The 14098-nt window shown below is 71.0% G+C and carries 9 protein-coding genes; 5 read left to right on the top strand and 4 right to left on the bottom strand.

Annotation, left to right across the window (positions count from 1 at the left end):
• Window positions 1–54 precede the first annotated feature (54 nt).
• The gene (locus IE267_RS09865) at window positions 55–600 is read right to left on the bottom strand and encodes a hypothetical protein (RefSeq protein ID WP_161249571.1); all 546 of its coding nucleotides are present in this window, start codon (window positions 598–600) and stop codon (window positions 55–57) included.
• 453 nt (window positions 601–1053) lie between these two features.
• Between IE267_RS09865 and IE267_RS09860 the strand changes: the two genes are divergently transcribed.
• A complete protein-coding gene (locus IE267_RS09860) occupies window positions 1054–4416 on the top strand; it encodes an ALF repeat-containing protein (RefSeq protein ID WP_189762862.1) in 3363 nt (1120 codons plus the stop codon).
• Window positions 4417–4852: 436 nt separating this feature from the next.
• Complete coding sequence (locus IE267_RS09855) at window positions 4853–6076, top strand: ROK family protein (protein ID WP_205530690.1); 1224 nt, start codon at window positions 4853–4855, stop codon at window positions 6074–6076.
• A gap of 147 nt (window positions 6077–6223) precedes the next feature.
• Here the strand turns inward: IE267_RS09855 and IE267_RS09850 are convergent, their stop codons facing one another.
• The gene (locus IE267_RS09850) at window positions 6224–7456 is read right to left on the bottom strand and encodes a low temperature requirement protein A (protein WP_167160730.1); all 1233 of its coding nucleotides are present in this window, start codon (window positions 7454–7456) and stop codon (window positions 6224–6226) included.
• Window positions 7457–7628: 172 nt separating this feature from the next.
• On the opposite strand from IE267_RS09850, the gene IE267_RS09845 reads away from it, so the two are divergent.
• Entirely contained in the window at window positions 7629–8762 is a 1134-nt protein-coding gene (locus IE267_RS09845; RefSeq protein ID WP_189762861.1) for an AfsR/SARP family transcriptional regulator, read from the top strand.
• Window positions 8763–8798: 36 nt separating this feature from the next.
• Here IE267_RS09845 and IE267_RS09840 read toward each other — a convergent pair whose 3' ends face one another.
• Complete coding sequence (locus tag IE267_RS09840) at window positions 8799–9467, bottom strand: cutinase family protein (RefSeq protein WP_161254173.1); 669 nt, start codon at window positions 9465–9467, stop codon at window positions 8799–8801.
• A gap of 249 nt (window positions 9468–9716) precedes the next feature.
• Here IE267_RS09840 and IE267_RS09835 point away from each other — a divergent pair, with 249 nt between their 5' ends.
• A complete protein-coding gene (locus tag IE267_RS09835; RefSeq protein ID WP_444545457.1) occupies window positions 9717–12146 on the top strand; it encodes a penicillin acylase family protein in 2430 nt (809 codons plus the stop codon).
• A gap of 123 nt (window positions 12147–12269) precedes the next feature.
• Entirely contained in the window at window positions 12270–13361 is a 1092-nt protein-coding gene (locus IE267_RS09830) for an alpha/beta hydrolase (RefSeq protein WP_189762860.1), read from the top strand.
• 54 nt (window positions 13362–13415) lie between these two features.
• Here IE267_RS09830 and IE267_RS09825 read toward each other — a convergent pair whose 3' ends face one another.
• Entirely contained in the window at window positions 13416–14066 is a 651-nt protein-coding gene (locus IE267_RS09825; protein WP_189762859.1) for a TetR family transcriptional regulator, read from the bottom strand.
• Between the last annotated feature and the right edge of the window lie 32 nt (window positions 14067–14098).

Below are 14098 nucleotides of genomic sequence, written 5' to 3'. Positions count from 1 at the left end.
GCGCGTCCGGTGGTCACCGGACGCCAGGGCGGCGGACGTTGGCGCCGGCCGGGGCTACTTCGTGGTGTGGATCTCCATGAGCATGAATTCGCGGCCCTGCTCGTCCGCGCTCTCGCCCACTCCGGTCCAGGCGTTCTTGGCGACGTCGAAGGTCTTCTGCTCGCTGCCGGTCGTCATGTCGACCTGGGTCGCGTAGTCGTTGCCCTTCACCCCGTACACCGAGGGGATCTCCAGGCTGAGGTAGCCCGAGTTGCCGGTGACCCGGAAGCAGATCTTGTCCTTGCTGCGGGCCCAGACCTCAAGGAGGCCGGGCTCGGCGGTGCAGTCGGCGAGCACGATGTGGCCGTCGCCGCGCTTGAGGGTGATGTTCTTCTCCGCCAGGATCTTGGCGGCGTCCGGGTAGTTGAAGTCCTCGACCGCGTAGCCGGGAGCCTCACCGGCGACGGGCACCGCCGCGGGGCCCGGGGCGGTCGTCCCGGCGGATGCCCCGCCCGTCAGCGCGAGCCACGCCAGGGCGCCGGCGGCGGCCGCCGCGCCGAGCACGCGAGCCACGGATCGTCTCCGCTGCGGCTTCGCCGTTTGTGCGGTACGTGCCTTCATCACAGTCCTAATTCGTCGGTTCGTGTCTACTGAATGGAAGTTTGTCCGAGACGGGTGCGAGGTCTACCGAAAGGTAATGGGACCTCGCCTCCGGGGCGGCGAGCATAACCATCTGCGGCGCCCTCTCTCCGGTAGGTGGTGGAAAAGAGCGATTCATCGCATGTGCCGGAAGCGGTTTAGATCTGGCAATGGAATCCCCTGCTCCGGGTGCTTGTCCATCCTGTCAACTCAGCCAAAAAGGACGGAACTTGTGGTTCCGTTGTGACGCTCGTCACGTCCGCGAAAGGTTGTACGGATGAGCGTAAAAAATTCCGTACGCGATCTCGGGGTGGGCCTTCTCCGTAAATTCGGATATACCAGGCAGTCATTGTTCCTATGGTTTTCGATAGGCCGTTCCTGTGTGATCCTTCTCCGGCACTTAATGCCCGTCGGCACACCAGAGAAAGGTCCGTTTTGGACACCACCTTTTGGAGCAGGCGGCGTGTTCTCGGCGCCCTTGCCGCCACCACGGTCGTCGCTGCCACGTCGAGCCTCGTGCTCAATCCCATCGCTGCCCGGGCCGACACCCCGCCGCCGGACGGCGACGACGGCGACCCGTTCAACCTGCCCGACACCGACCGGGCGAAGGCCGTCAAGGCGTGGCTGCTCGGCGGCAACGCCACCCGCGCCGCCGCCGAAGCGGCGCTCATCGGGTCCGACGCCGAGGTCACGGCGTTCCTGACCGACGAGCTGCCCAAGGTCACGGCGGAGGACAACCGTGTCGCCGTCCTCACGTCCCTCGCCGGAGGCGGCAAGGGCACAAGACGTGACGCCGGAGCCGCGATCGAGGGCGGCGACACCGCCATCGCCGCCTATCTCGCGGGCGGCTTCGAGCCGGCCATCACCGAGGACCTCCAGGTGGCCACCGCGGCCGTCATCGCCACCGGCGGCAAGGCCGTCGCCCGCGACGGCAACGCTGCCCTGACCGCCGGGACCCAGAAGGCGCTCGCCGACTTCCTGACGCAGGGCCAGTACACCGCCCGCCTGGAGGACATGCGCTTCGAGGTGTCCCAACTCAGCGTCCAGGCAGGCCCCGAGGTGCGGAAGTACGCCTCCCGCGCCCTCGACGGCTCCGCGGACGATGTCGAGTGGTTCCTCGACACCGGACAGCACATCGCGCGCGCCCGCGACCAGGAGTCCTCGACCATCGAGGAACTCGTCGCCGTCGTCGAACGCGAGGGCAAGAAGGCCGACGCCAAGACGAAGGAGGCCGAGGAGGCCTCCGCCCGTGCGGTGGAGGCCGCCGAGAAGGCCAAGGAAGCAGCCGAGAAGGCCGCTGCCGAGGCCGAGGCGGCCAAGGACGACGTCGCCAGGTCCGGAAAGGCCGCCCGCAAGGCGGCGGAGGCCGCGACCGGCGCGGCCGACTCGGCCCGCGTCGCGATCCGTGCCTCCCACGCCGCCGTCCAGGCCTCGCGCCGCGCCGCGTACGCCGCCACCGCCGCGAGCCAGGCCGCCGCCACCGCGGGGTCGGCCGCGGCCAGGGCGTACGGCGCGGCCATCGCCGCCTCCAAGGACGCCTCGAAGGCGTCCGCCGCCAAGGACGCCGCGGTCGCCGCGCGCAACGCCGCCGCGAAGGCCCGCAGTGCGGCCAAGGCCGCCGACGCCGCCGCCACGTCCTCGGCCGCCGCCGCCAACGCCGGTTCGGCCGCGGCCTCGGCGGCCCGTAACGCGGCCGCCGCCGCGAACGCGTCCGCCACGGCCGCCAACGCTGCGGGCAAGGCACAGGCCGAGGCCGCGGAAGCCAAGCGGCAGGCGCAGATCGCGAGCAACAACGCCTCGATCGCCACCAACGCGGCCGGTACCGCACAGGCCCTGGCCAACACGGCGGCGACCGCCGCGAGGACCGCGCGTGACGCCGCGAACAGCGCGGCCGACCACGCGGACAAGGCCGCTGCCGCCGCGGAATGGGCCGTCAAGTACGCGGGCCAGGCCGTCGACTACGCGAAGAAGTCCACCGACTTCGCCAACCAGGCCACCGCGGCCGCGAACACCGCCACGGACGCCGTCGTCAAGGCGGTCGAGGTGGAGAAGAACGCCCGGGCGGCCGAGACCCAGCGCCTCGACGAGGACATGCGGCAGGCGATGGAGGAGACCCGTCTGCTCGCGGAGATCGAGGCCCAGGAGCGGGCCCAGCTCGCCGAGAAGCGCACGCAGGCGCAACAGGCCGAGCAGGCCACGAAGGACCTGGTGTCCCAGGCCGAGGCGGCGCTGAGGTCGGGCGACCTCGCTCTCGCGGCCACCGTCGGGCGCAAGGCCGCCATCGCCCTCATGAACTCGCACGGCACCTGGTCGCGCGAGGCCACCCGGTTCGCGCTGTCCGGGACCGACGCCGACATCCACGCCTGGATCGACACCGACCGACAGCTCACCCAGGCACAGGACGACCGCGAGACCCTGCTCTTCCTCGCCCAGATCTCCTCGCCGGACATCGGCGACGCGGCGACCCGGGCGCTGGAGAGCGACGAGCCGGACGCCGCCACGAAGTTCCTGGCCGCCGGTGTCGTGGAGACCGCCGCGACCGACAACCGGGTCGCCGTCTCGCGGATCCTGGCGAGCAGTCCCGGACCCGCGGTGACGAAGGCGGCGAACGACGCGATCAACGCCGGGACCGCCGACGCCCTGTACGCGTTCCTGAGCACCACCTACGAGGCAGCCCAGCGCGACGACGACGCGGTGGCCACCGCCGCCCTCCTCAACACCGCGGGCCCGTACACCAAGGCCCACGCGCAGGCGGCGATGGAGGGCCCGGCGTGGATGCGCCGCAACTTCCTCGCGTCGATCCAGTACAAGACGGCACAGCTGGACTACGACTCGGCCAGCCACACCGCGGCGATGCAGGGGGCGATCGCCGCCGCCGCGAAGATCGCCCACACGGCACAGGAGACCGCCAACAAGGCGCAGCAGGCGGCCGCGACGGCCCGCAACGCGGCGTCGGAGGCGCTGCAGTGGGCCGACAAGGCGAAGAAGTCGGCCGACACGGCCAACACCTACGCCCAGCAGGCCGACGCGAACGCGGACGCCGCGGAGAAGTCCGCCCAGGACGCGCAGGCCTCGGCCAACAGGGCGAGCCAGGCGGCGAGCGTCGCCCGCACCGCCGCGCGTTCGGCGAACTACTCCGCCAACCGCGCGGTGGACGCCGCCCGCAACGCGGTGGCCTCCGCCAACTCGGCCCAGGCGTCGGCCGCTTCGGCCCGTGCCTCCGCCGTCCAGGCGGGCCAGGACGCCAAGACCGCGGCGGCGGCCGCGAGCCAGGCCCACCAGATAGCCACGGCCAAGCGGAGGGCCGAGATCGCGGCCGCCGCGAAGAAGGCCGCGGACGAGGCCCGCAAGGCCAAGCAGGCCGGCCAGAACCCGGCCGACACGTCCGACAACGACAGCGTCAAGGGCGGCCTCCCCTGGTGGAAGGCGGACGCACGCTGGGCGGCGAACGCCACCAACTGGCTGAGCATCGGCACCGGTTTCGCCTCCGCGGGCATCGGCCTCGCCGGACTGTTCTTCCCGCCGGCCGCCCCCGTCCTCGAACCGATCGCGGCGGGCTTCGCCTACGCCTCACTCGGATTCGCCGGGCTCAACACCCTGTTCACCGGCATCGGTTACGGCCTGAACAGCAGCGAGTTCAGGTCGTCCCTCGCCAGCACCGCGCTCGGCGTGATCACCTTCGGCCAGTCGAAGTGGATCGGGGCGCTCGGCGGGACCAAGGTCGCCACGAAGATCACCCAGTTCGGCCATGACCTCGTATCACCGGTCACCGGCCTCCTGGGATCACTCGGCTTCTGAGTGAGGGACCGGGGCCGGCCACCGGACCGCCGGGCACGTCCCGGACTTCCGCCTCCGGGGCGAGCACTCGGTAGCGACCGGACGGGGGCAGGCGGCGGACAACGCCACCTGCCCCTGTCCGTCGCCCACCTCCGCACCGGTCGCGGTGGTCGGCGGTGACCCGCGCACCGTGACGCCCTTCCCGGCGGCACGCGGCGCAAGAGCGTCCCGCGGCGCGCGGCGCAAGAGCGTCCCGTGGCGCGCGGCGCAAGAGCGTCCCGTGGCGCGCGGCGCACGGCCGTCCGGGCGGCGGCACGGAGCACCTTCCCCATCCACGCAACTAACCTGGTCGCAGGCAAGGCATTTGGGCAGGGTTCGGTACGCGGCGGGACGCGCCGCGGGCGGGGGAGAGATGGCGGCGGAGTCGCGCGGCGGTGTGGTGGTTCGCGGGGTGGGAATGGGCGGGACACCCCGGCCAAGTGACCGTGCGTCGATCCGGCGCACCAACCTCGGTCTGGTGCTGCGCCTCCTGCGCGACGCCGGCCCCCGGTCTCGCGCACGGATCGCCGCGGACACCGGCCTGCCGCGCCCCACCGTCACCAACCTGGTCGCCGAACTCATCGAGCTGCGCCTGGTGCGCGAGGGGGACTCCCAGCGGGAGGGCGCCGTCGGACGTCCGGGAGTGAGTGTCGAGATCGACGGCCGGAGCATCTGCGGCCTCGGTCTGGAGATCAACGCCGACTACATCAGCGCCGCGGCGCAGTCCCTGCGCGGTGACCGCGTCTTCGACCGCCGCATCCCGCTCGACGTCCGCGCGGCGGGGCCCGAAGCCGTGCTGGACATGACGGCCGAGCTGATCCGCGGGGCCGACGCGGCGGTGGCCGCCGCCGGTGCGCGGCTCGTGGGCGCCGGGCTGGGAGCACCCGGCCATGTGGACATCATCACCGGCCACGTCCGCTACGCCCCGAACATCGGCTGGCGGGACGTGTCCGCCCTCGACGGACTGCGCGGGCGTCTGGGCCGAGCCGCCCCGGTGCTGCACCTGGAGAACGACGCGAAGCTGGGAGCCGTGGCCGAATACGTGATCGCCTCGGCCGCCGGCATCCACGACCTCATCTCCATCACGGGCGACCTCGGCGTCGGCGGCGGCATCATCAGCGGTGGCCGACTCATGCGCGGAGCCCGGGGCTTCGCGGGCGAGATCGGCCACATGCGACTCGCTCCCGGCGGCCGGCTCTGCAACTGCGGCCGGCGTGGCTGCTGGGAGACCATGGTCGGCCTCGGTGCCCTGCTGCGTCATGCTGCCGACCCGGGCGACCCCGTCCACGACGCCTCCCTGGACGTCGCTTCGCGCCTCGCCGAACTGCGTGGGCGCGCGGAGGCCGGAGACACCCGCACCCTGGCCGCGCTCGACCACATCGCCGATGGCCTCTGCCTGGGCATCGCGCTCCTGGCCGATGTGCTCAACCCGCGCGCGGTCGTACTCGGCGGCTACTTCCCGGTCTTCGCGGACCAGCTCCTGGACCGCGTACGCGAGGGCGTGGCACGACGGGTCATGGCCCCCGACGCGGGCGGCTGCGAGATCCTTCCCTCGTCCCTGGGCCTGGCCGCCGTGGCCCGAGGCGGAGCCCAGCTCGCCCTCGACCCCGTGTACGAGGACCCGAGCGCCGCCGTCGTGTGAGCGAAGACCCGAATCCCGCCGGGCGGGTTCGGTATCCGTCGGCCCCCATCGCCCAACTGGCCACTGACGTAAGGGAGTTGATACGGGCAGGTCGACGGCCACCCGGCAATGGGGGTTACCCGCGATGAGGGCTACCCGAGACGAGGGTCAGGCGGCTTCGCTCGGACGCTGCGGGTCGTACCGCCGCATCCCCGCCGAGAACCACACCACGGCGAGGACCAGGAGCCACACCAGCCCCGCCGCGTGCCGGCCGGCGCGGTCGAAGCCGCCCACGGCCGCGCACACGGCGAGCGGAGGGACCGCCGCGCCGAGCAGCCGGGGAAGGCTGCCCGCCCGGGTCCAGTGGGCGAGGCCGGTCGCGACGAGGAGATAGGCGCCGAGCGCGGTGGCCATCATCCAGCCGGTCTGGCGGGGGAGAGCGCCGTCGGCGTGTTCCACCAGGACGCCCAGGCCCACGGCGAGGGCCGCGACCGCGCCGGTGACGAAACAGTGCAGGGCCAGGAGCACCCGGGTGGGCGGCGATTGGGCCCCCAGGCACGGGACACCGCCACGCCCCCGCCGCAGGGACAGCGACCACAGCAGGACCAGCAGCGCGAAGGCCCCCGGAACGGTCCCGTACAGACCGCGGTCCCAGTGGGCGTCCGAGGCGGCCTCGACGATCTGGTAGACACCCTCGCCGAGCACGATGATGGAGAACAGGCCCAGCCGCTCGGCAAGATGCTCGGTGTCGGTCTGGACGATGGCCAGCTCCCTGCCTTCGAGCCGCGCACCGCCTCGGGGCGCGGGCCGGCTCGCTTCCCGCGTGCGCCGGCGTTCGGCCCGCTCCCGCACGGTCCGCAGCAGATGTTCCCTGGAGAAGGCGAAGGTCACGTAGAGGTCCATGACGACGCCGAGCGCCCACAGCCAGGGCCGCGCAGGGCCGTGGACGAAGATGGAGACGGTCCACGGCACCGCACCCGCGGTGAAGGTGACCGTCGGCCAGTCGACCAGGATCTCGCGCCGGTCGCCGAACGCGTTGCCGCCGATGTAGCGCGTGACCGCGTACGCGATGGCGAACGCCGTTCCCCGGTCGCCCTGTTGGACCCCGTGCACGGCCGCCGCCATCACGGTCAGGCCGAACATGCCGATGAGCAGGATGCGGGTACGGGTGCGCTCACCTGCGACATTCCCGTACAGCGTGAGGGACAGCCAGTTCGTCCAGAACGCCAGATAGAGCACGATGTACAGACCGACATCGCGCCATCCGGGCTCGCCGTGCAGCAGGTGGGCCAGTTGGGCGACACCGGCCACCGCGACGAGGTCGAAGAAGAGCTCCAGCCAGGAGGCATGACGCTCCCCGCCCGAAGCCGGTACCAGGGTGTTCACGGGAGTCTCGGACACGGTCAGACCCTACTGCCGCGCGAGGGCGGTTCGATCAAGGACTCCGCCGGTCCCGCGGACCGGGCTCCGGCTCTCTCCCGGCCCGGCCCCCGGATCATTCCGGATGCCCCGCCCGCCGTCCGCGCCACTAGCTTGGCGACCGTCCGCCAGAGCGACGAGCCGGGGAGCAGCGATGACGACGACCGTGACGACCGGCCGGCCAACGGCCGCCGTCCTCGGGCCGCAGGAGCGCGAGGTGCTCCACGCGATCGGGTGCGGACTGCGGGACGACGAGATCGCCGCCGCCCTCGCGATCCCCGAGGACTCCGTGGCCGGGCACGTGACGCGGGTCCTCGCCGGGCTCGGGCTGCGCGACCGGGCCGCCGCCATCGTGCACGCCTTCGACTGCGGCCTCGTCGTGCCCGGCCGGGGCCCCCGGACGCGGCTACCGCACCCCACGCCGCGAGCCGCCGCCGGCCGGGCGGGGACGCCCCGGATACGGATCTCGGTCCTCGGCCCGCTGCAGGCATGGCAGGGCGGGCGGCTGCTGAACCTGGGGCACCTGCGCCAGCAGTCCGTACTGGCGGCGCTCGCGCTGGAGGCCGGGCGCACGATCAGCCGGCGTGAACTGCTGGACGGCATATGGGGGTCGGAGCCGCCCCTCACCAATGTGATCCCGGTGTACGTCTACCGCTTGCGCAAGGCCCTGGGCACCGGGGACGACCCGGACCCCGTGATCGAGCACCGGGGATGCGGGTACCGGCTGGTGCCCGGCGCGGTCGACGTGGACGTGACCCAGGTGGAGCGGCTGCTCGCCGACGTCACCCGGGCCGAGCGCGCGGGCGAGGCTGCCGAGGCGGCCCGCGTGTGCGCCCAGGCGCTGGAGCTGTTCCGCGGCGAGCCGCTGGCCGGCCTGCCCGGGCCGCTCGCCGAACTGGAACGGACGCGGCTCGCCGAGAGCCGGGTCGCCCTCGTGCAGCGCAAGCTGTCGTGGCAACTCCACCTGGGCCAACACCCGCAGGCCATCGCCGAGTTGTACGCGCTTGCTGCCGCCCACCCCCTCAACGAGCCGGTGGCCGCGATGCTGATGCGTGCCCTGTACCGGACGGGCCGGCAGGCCGAGGCCCTCACCGTCTTCGACCGCGCCCGCCGTCGTCTGGCCGAGGACCTGGAGGTCGTGCCGAGCCGGATGCTGCGCGGCACGTACGAGATGATCCTGCGCGGCGACGAGGACGGCCCCGGCCTCACCGGCCCCGGCGCCGGATCGATCACGGGTGCCGTCGCGGTACCCGGGCCCCCGCCGAGGCCGCGCACCCCGGCCGGCTAGCCGGACGCGCGACCCCGGCCGAGTCGGCCGGCCGATCTACCAGGGGTACCAAGCGCCGTTGTACCACTGCTCGTTGGAGTCGTCGGCGTGATGGTCCATGTTGAAGTCCGGCCAGTAGTTGTCGTTGTGGTTCTTCGGGTAGGTCCCGATGCCGGCGGACTCGTCGCAGATGTAGTCCCAGTAGCAGATCGACTTCACCGGCACGTTGCCGAAGTCCCGGTCGGCGCCGGCGAGCGGGGCGCCGATGACGCCGCCGAACGGCGCGGCACTGCCGTTGGTGCCAGGACCCCCCTGCCGCTTGGGGTCCGCGAGGAGAACGGCGTTGACGTTGTCGAACGTCCGCCAGTTCTCGCTGACCCACACGTGCACCACCGCGGCGCCCATGGAGTAGCCGCCCATCTTGACGTGCTGCCACGGACAGGCGGCACGCTGGTTTCGGACCAGCCGGTTGAGCTCGCCCACGCCCTGCCGGACGCTCGGGCCGCTGGGAACCTGGCTGAAGTAGCTCACGTGCTGCTGGATGTTGCCGGTGAACCGGTCGTTGTCCCAGGTGCTCCAGGTGCCCCCGACCACGATCGTGTAGGTGCCGTCGCACGAGGCGGTGGCACCCGTGGCGGCCGCCTGTGCGGTGGTGGCCTGGGTTGCTGAAAGCCCCGCCGTCAGCAGCAGTCCGGCTGCGGCGGCTGCGATCCTGCTGGCTCGCATTCGATCCTCCCCATGTTGGTGGCCCGTGCGTCCGCACCGTTCCGAAGCCGGACGCGGTGGACCAGGTCACCGGAACACTGGCAGCGCCGGATGACATCGCGATGAAACCTCAAGGCTCCGACTCCCGGCGCACGGCACCTCCATCGCGATTTCATCGCCGCTCCCTACCGTGTCCGCGTCCGGACGAGGGCCCGGACCACAGGAAGGGACGTCGCGATGGCGCGGAGGAGACACAGGGCGAGGCTGCCGATGGCGCTCATGGCCGCGGTGGCGGTGATCGGCGCCATGACGGCCGCGGGATCGCCGGGAGCCACGGCATCGGCCCTCGCGCCGGGGCCGGACAAACCGACGATCCGTTACACCGAATACGGCATCCCGCACATCACCGCCTCCAACTGGGAAGGACTGGGGACGGGTTACGGGTACGCCGCGGCCAAGGACAACATCTGCAGCCTGGCCGACACCTATCTGATGGTCGACGCCCAGCGGTCCCGCTACCTGGGACCCGACGGCCGGGCGAGCCCCGGCGAGCAGCAGAACACCACGACCAACCTCAACAGCGACCTGTACTTCCAGCGCATCAACGACGACCACGTGGTGGAGCGGCTGATCGACCAGCCCGCGCCCAACGGACCGGAGCCTGAGGTCAAGGAGGGCATCCGAGGCTACGTCCAGGGATACAACCGGTACCTGGCCGAGACGGGCGTGAACAACATCACCGACCCCGCCTGCCGCGGCGCGGCCTGGGTGCGGCCGATCACCGAGCTGGACGTCTACCGGCACGCGCACGCCGAGATCATCATGGGCAGCGCGGACGCCCTGCTCGACGGCGAGGTGAACGCCGTACCCCCGGGAGCGTCGGCCGCAGCGCCGCCGGCGTCCTCGCCGGCCCGGACCGCTCAGAAGATCCGGGACGCCATGGCCGCGAGCCGGCAACAGAGCATGGGCAGCAATGCGTTGGCCGTCGGATCACAAGGCGTGTCCGGGGGAGCGGGCAGCATGCTGCTGGCCAACCCGCACTTCCCCTGGCAGGGCAAGAACCGCATGTGGCAGAGCCAGTTGACGATCCCGGGAAAGGTCAACGTCTCGGGCGGCAGTCTGCTCGGCTTCCCCGCGGTGAACATCGGGCACAACGACAACGTCGCCTGGAGCCACACCATCGCGACGGTGGCCCCGTTCGGGCTCTTCGACGTACAGGTCGATCCGCTGCACCCCACCAACTACCTGGTCGACGGCTCCTGGCAGCCGATGACGTCGCAACAGGTGGCCGTCGACGTGCTGAACAAGGACGGCTCGATCGGCAAGGTGACCAGAACGCTGTGGTCCACCCGCTACGGTCCCATCACCTCGTCGGTCCAGGGCATCGCACTGCCCTGGGTGGTGAGCGCGCACGCGGTGCGCGATGTGAACATGGACAACCTGCGGGCGCTCAACACCTGGTTCCACCTCGACCAGGCCACGGACGTCCACGATGTGGTGAACACGCTCGAGACCACCGAGGGCGTCCCGTTCTTCAACACCATCGCCTCCGACCGCAAGGGCAACGCTCTGTACGCGGACATCCAGGCGACCCCGAACATCACGGACGAACACGCGCGGTCGTGTCTCACCGCGACCGGTCAACTGCTGTTCAACCAGGCGCTACGCCTGCCCAACGTGCCACCTGTGTCCGTCTTCGACGGCAAGCGCAGTGAGTGCGACTGGCCCAACGACCCGAACGCGGTCGCGCCGGGGCTCCTCGATCCGCACAAGCAGCCACGCCTGATCCGTACGGACTTCACGGGCAACGCCAACGACAGCGCCTGGCTCGCCAACCCCGAGCAGCCCCTCTCCTTCCCCCGGGTCATGGGTGACACGGCGCAGCCGCGGTCGCTGCGTACGCAGGAGCTGATCCTGACCGCGCAGAACCGGATCAACGGCACCGACGGGCTGCCCGGACGGGGCTTCACGCCGGAGAACATGCGGCAGTTGCTCTTCGCCGACAACAGCCGGGCGGCGGATCTGGCCCTCACCGCCACGGTGTCGATGTGCCAGAGCCAGCCCTTCGGGCTCATCCTCGTGGACGGCACTCTGGTCAACGTGAGCGAGGCGTGCCCGATCCTGGCCGCCTGGAAGGATCACAACTACTCGGCGGACAGCCGGGGTTCGGTGCTCTTCGAGAACTACTGGGCCAACCTTCTCGCCGGCCAGGCGAACGAGAAGCTGCCCTGGCGGGTCCCCTTCGACCCCAAGGACCCGGTGCACACGCCCAATTCACTCGACTCCGGGAGCTCGGCGGTCCGTGACGCGTTCGGCCGCGCGGTCATCGCGATGCGCAAGGCGGGTTTTCCGCTCAACGCCCCCCTGTCGGACGTCCAGAAGATCACGCGGGGCGGTGAGCAGATCCCGATCCACGGCGGGATCAGTGAACTGGGGGTGCTCAACGTGGTCACTCCCGGACAGGTCGACGGCAAACTGGACATCACTTTCGGATCCAGTTTCATCCAGCAGGTGATGTTCCCGGCCGACGGGCCGCCGCAGGCCTCCTCGGTGCTGACCTACTCCCAGTCGGCCAACCCGAACTCGCCGCACTACTCCGACCAGACGAAGCTGTTCTCGTCCGGCCAATGGGTCACCGAGCGCTACACCGAGGACCAGATCGCGTCCTCGCCGGTGCTGGAGACCAAGGTCCTGGACTGAGACCGGAGTACCGGCACGCCGGGCCCGTAGAGGGCTCTGGCATGCCGTTTCATCGAGAGGTCATCGCGGCCCGATAGGTTTTCGTGCCGCACAACGAGAAGGCTCACAAGGGGGCATGCTGCAATGCGGAGAACGAGTCGATGGCGAATAGTGGTGGCCCTGACGGCCGCCGTGGTGGGAATGGTCCTGCCGGCCGGCGCGGCCGAGGCCGCCACCACCACCGGGACCGCGGTCACCACGCCGCCACCCCTGACGAACGGGTTCGGCCTGACACAGGTCGACACTCCGGCGGGGAGTTCCACCAACTTCTACATCACGGTGACCACGCCCGAGGTGGCGGGCAAGCACCACATCAAGATCATTCTGCCGAGCGGCTACTACGACGACCCGGCCCGGCGTTACCCCGTGCTGTACTTCCTGCACGGTTCGCCCGACGATCCCATCGCGCAGAACTATCCGGCGCTGACCACGTCGAACTCGATGATCACCGTCATCCCGGACGGCGGCGCCCGGGGCTGGTACGCGAACTGGCTCAACCAGAACACCGCGGCCGGAGCGCAGAACTGGGAGAACTTCCACCTCAAGCAGGTGATCCCGTTCATCGACGCCAACCTGCGCACCGTCGCCACCAAGAAGGCCAGGGCCATCGCCGGGGTCTCCATGGGCGGTTTCGGTGCGCTGCACTACGCCCAGGACCACCCCGAACTCTTCAGCCAGACCGCGTCCCTCTCGGGTGACATCGACCTGTCGGCCAGGTCCATGGACCTGCGCCTGGCCGTCGTCGCCTCCCTCATCGACGCACAGGGGGCGATCTGCGGATCGACGTCCGGGGTCTGCGATCCCAACAACGATCCGTACAAGCCGGGTGTGGACAGTGACGCCCTGTTCGGCTCGCCCTACCCGATCTTCAACGCCGACCGGAAGTGGAACGAGGTCGACCCGTCGCAGCACATGGACAAACTCGCCGGAGTCGGGGTCTCCCTCTACGTCGGCAACGGCCGGGGCTCGGCGACTGACTTCGAGTTCTGGCTGGAAAGCGCGTCCCAGCACGTCAGGGACAGCATGGACGCACTGGGTATGCCGTACTACTACGTCGACTACGGCGACGGCTCCGCCTGGGGCACGCAGTGCAATGGCGGCCACAACGGAGGTTGCTGGGAACAGGATCTGCGCGACCTGATCCCGCGCCTGGAGAAGTCCTTCGCATCCTCTTGATCGACGGTCCGTCATGTCCCGTCGGCATACGGGCGGCGGGGGAGGGGCGCGTCGCTAGCCGCCCCCATGTCCCCTGCCGCCGAACCGAGTTGAGGGATCGTGCCCTGCCATCATCGTGCGCAGGGTTTCGGTCCACCAGTCGAGCAGATGGTCCCGCGCGGTCGCGTCCAGTCCGACGCTCCTGCGGAACTCGTCGCCGAACAGGGGCTCGGTCGCCACGGCTTGGTGCAGTGCGGCCACGGTGAGCTGGACCGCCTCGCGGGACGGGGGCGTCCGGCCGGTGGCCGCACCGTTGGTCGGTGCCCGGGTGTACAGCCGGTCCACGACCTCGTCGAGCATTCCGCTGCCGGTGTCACGCCATCCCGACCGGTGCAGCGCGAGCGCCAGTTCCGCGTATCCGTCGGCATAGAGCGCCGCCAGTACGCGAACCAGCCCGGCCGGGTCGGCCGCCCCGTCGTCGCCCCACTCGTCGAGTGCGGCACGCAGCTCGGACTTGAGCTTCGCCCCGCCGAAGCGCAACAGCGCCGAAAGGAGCTGCTCGCGGGTGCCGAAGTGGTGATTGACCGCGGCGTCGGAGACTCCGACCGCGGCGGCCACCGCCCGTACCTGCACGGCCGCGGGGCCGCCCGCGGCGAGCAGCCCGGCCGCCGCCTCCAAAATCTGGCGCCTGGCCTCATCAGGTGTACGTCGTACTCGTGCAGTCACCCGCCCCACCTTACCTTGACCCATCAAGGCAG

The sequence above is a fragment of the Streptomyces xanthochromogenes genome (assembly GCF_014650455.1).
GTDB lineage: Bacteria > Actinomycetota > Actinomycetes > Streptomycetales > Streptomycetaceae > Streptomyces > Streptomyces xanthochromogenes.
This window is presented reverse-complemented; position numbering and strand designations above follow the sequence as displayed.

What these genes read in the sequence shown, in the direction of transcription:
- IE267_RS09865 (WP_161249571.1), bottom strand. Translation starts at nt 600, where the DNA reads ATGAAGGCACGTACCGCACAAACGGCGAAGCCGCAGCGGAGACGATCC.
- IE267_RS09855 (WP_205530690.1), top strand. Translation starts at nt 4,853, where the DNA reads ATGGGCGGGACACCCCGGCCAAGTGACCGTGCGTCGATCCGGCGCACC.
- IE267_RS09845 (WP_189762861.1), top strand. Translation starts at nt 7,629, where the DNA reads ATGACGACGACCGTGACGACCGGCCGGCCAACGGCCGCCGTCCTCGGG.
- IE267_RS09840 (WP_161254173.1), bottom strand. Translation starts at nt 9,467, where the DNA reads ATGCGAGCCAGCAGGATCGCAGCCGCCGCAGCCGGACTGCTGCTGACG.
- IE267_RS09835 (WP_444545457.1), top strand. Translation starts at nt 9,717, where the DNA reads ATGGCGCTCATGGCCGCGGTGGCGGTGATCGGCGCCATGACGGCCGCG.
- IE267_RS09830 (WP_189762860.1), top strand. Translation starts at nt 12,270, where the DNA reads ATGCGGAGAACGAGTCGATGGCGAATAGTGGTGGCCCTGACGGCCGCC.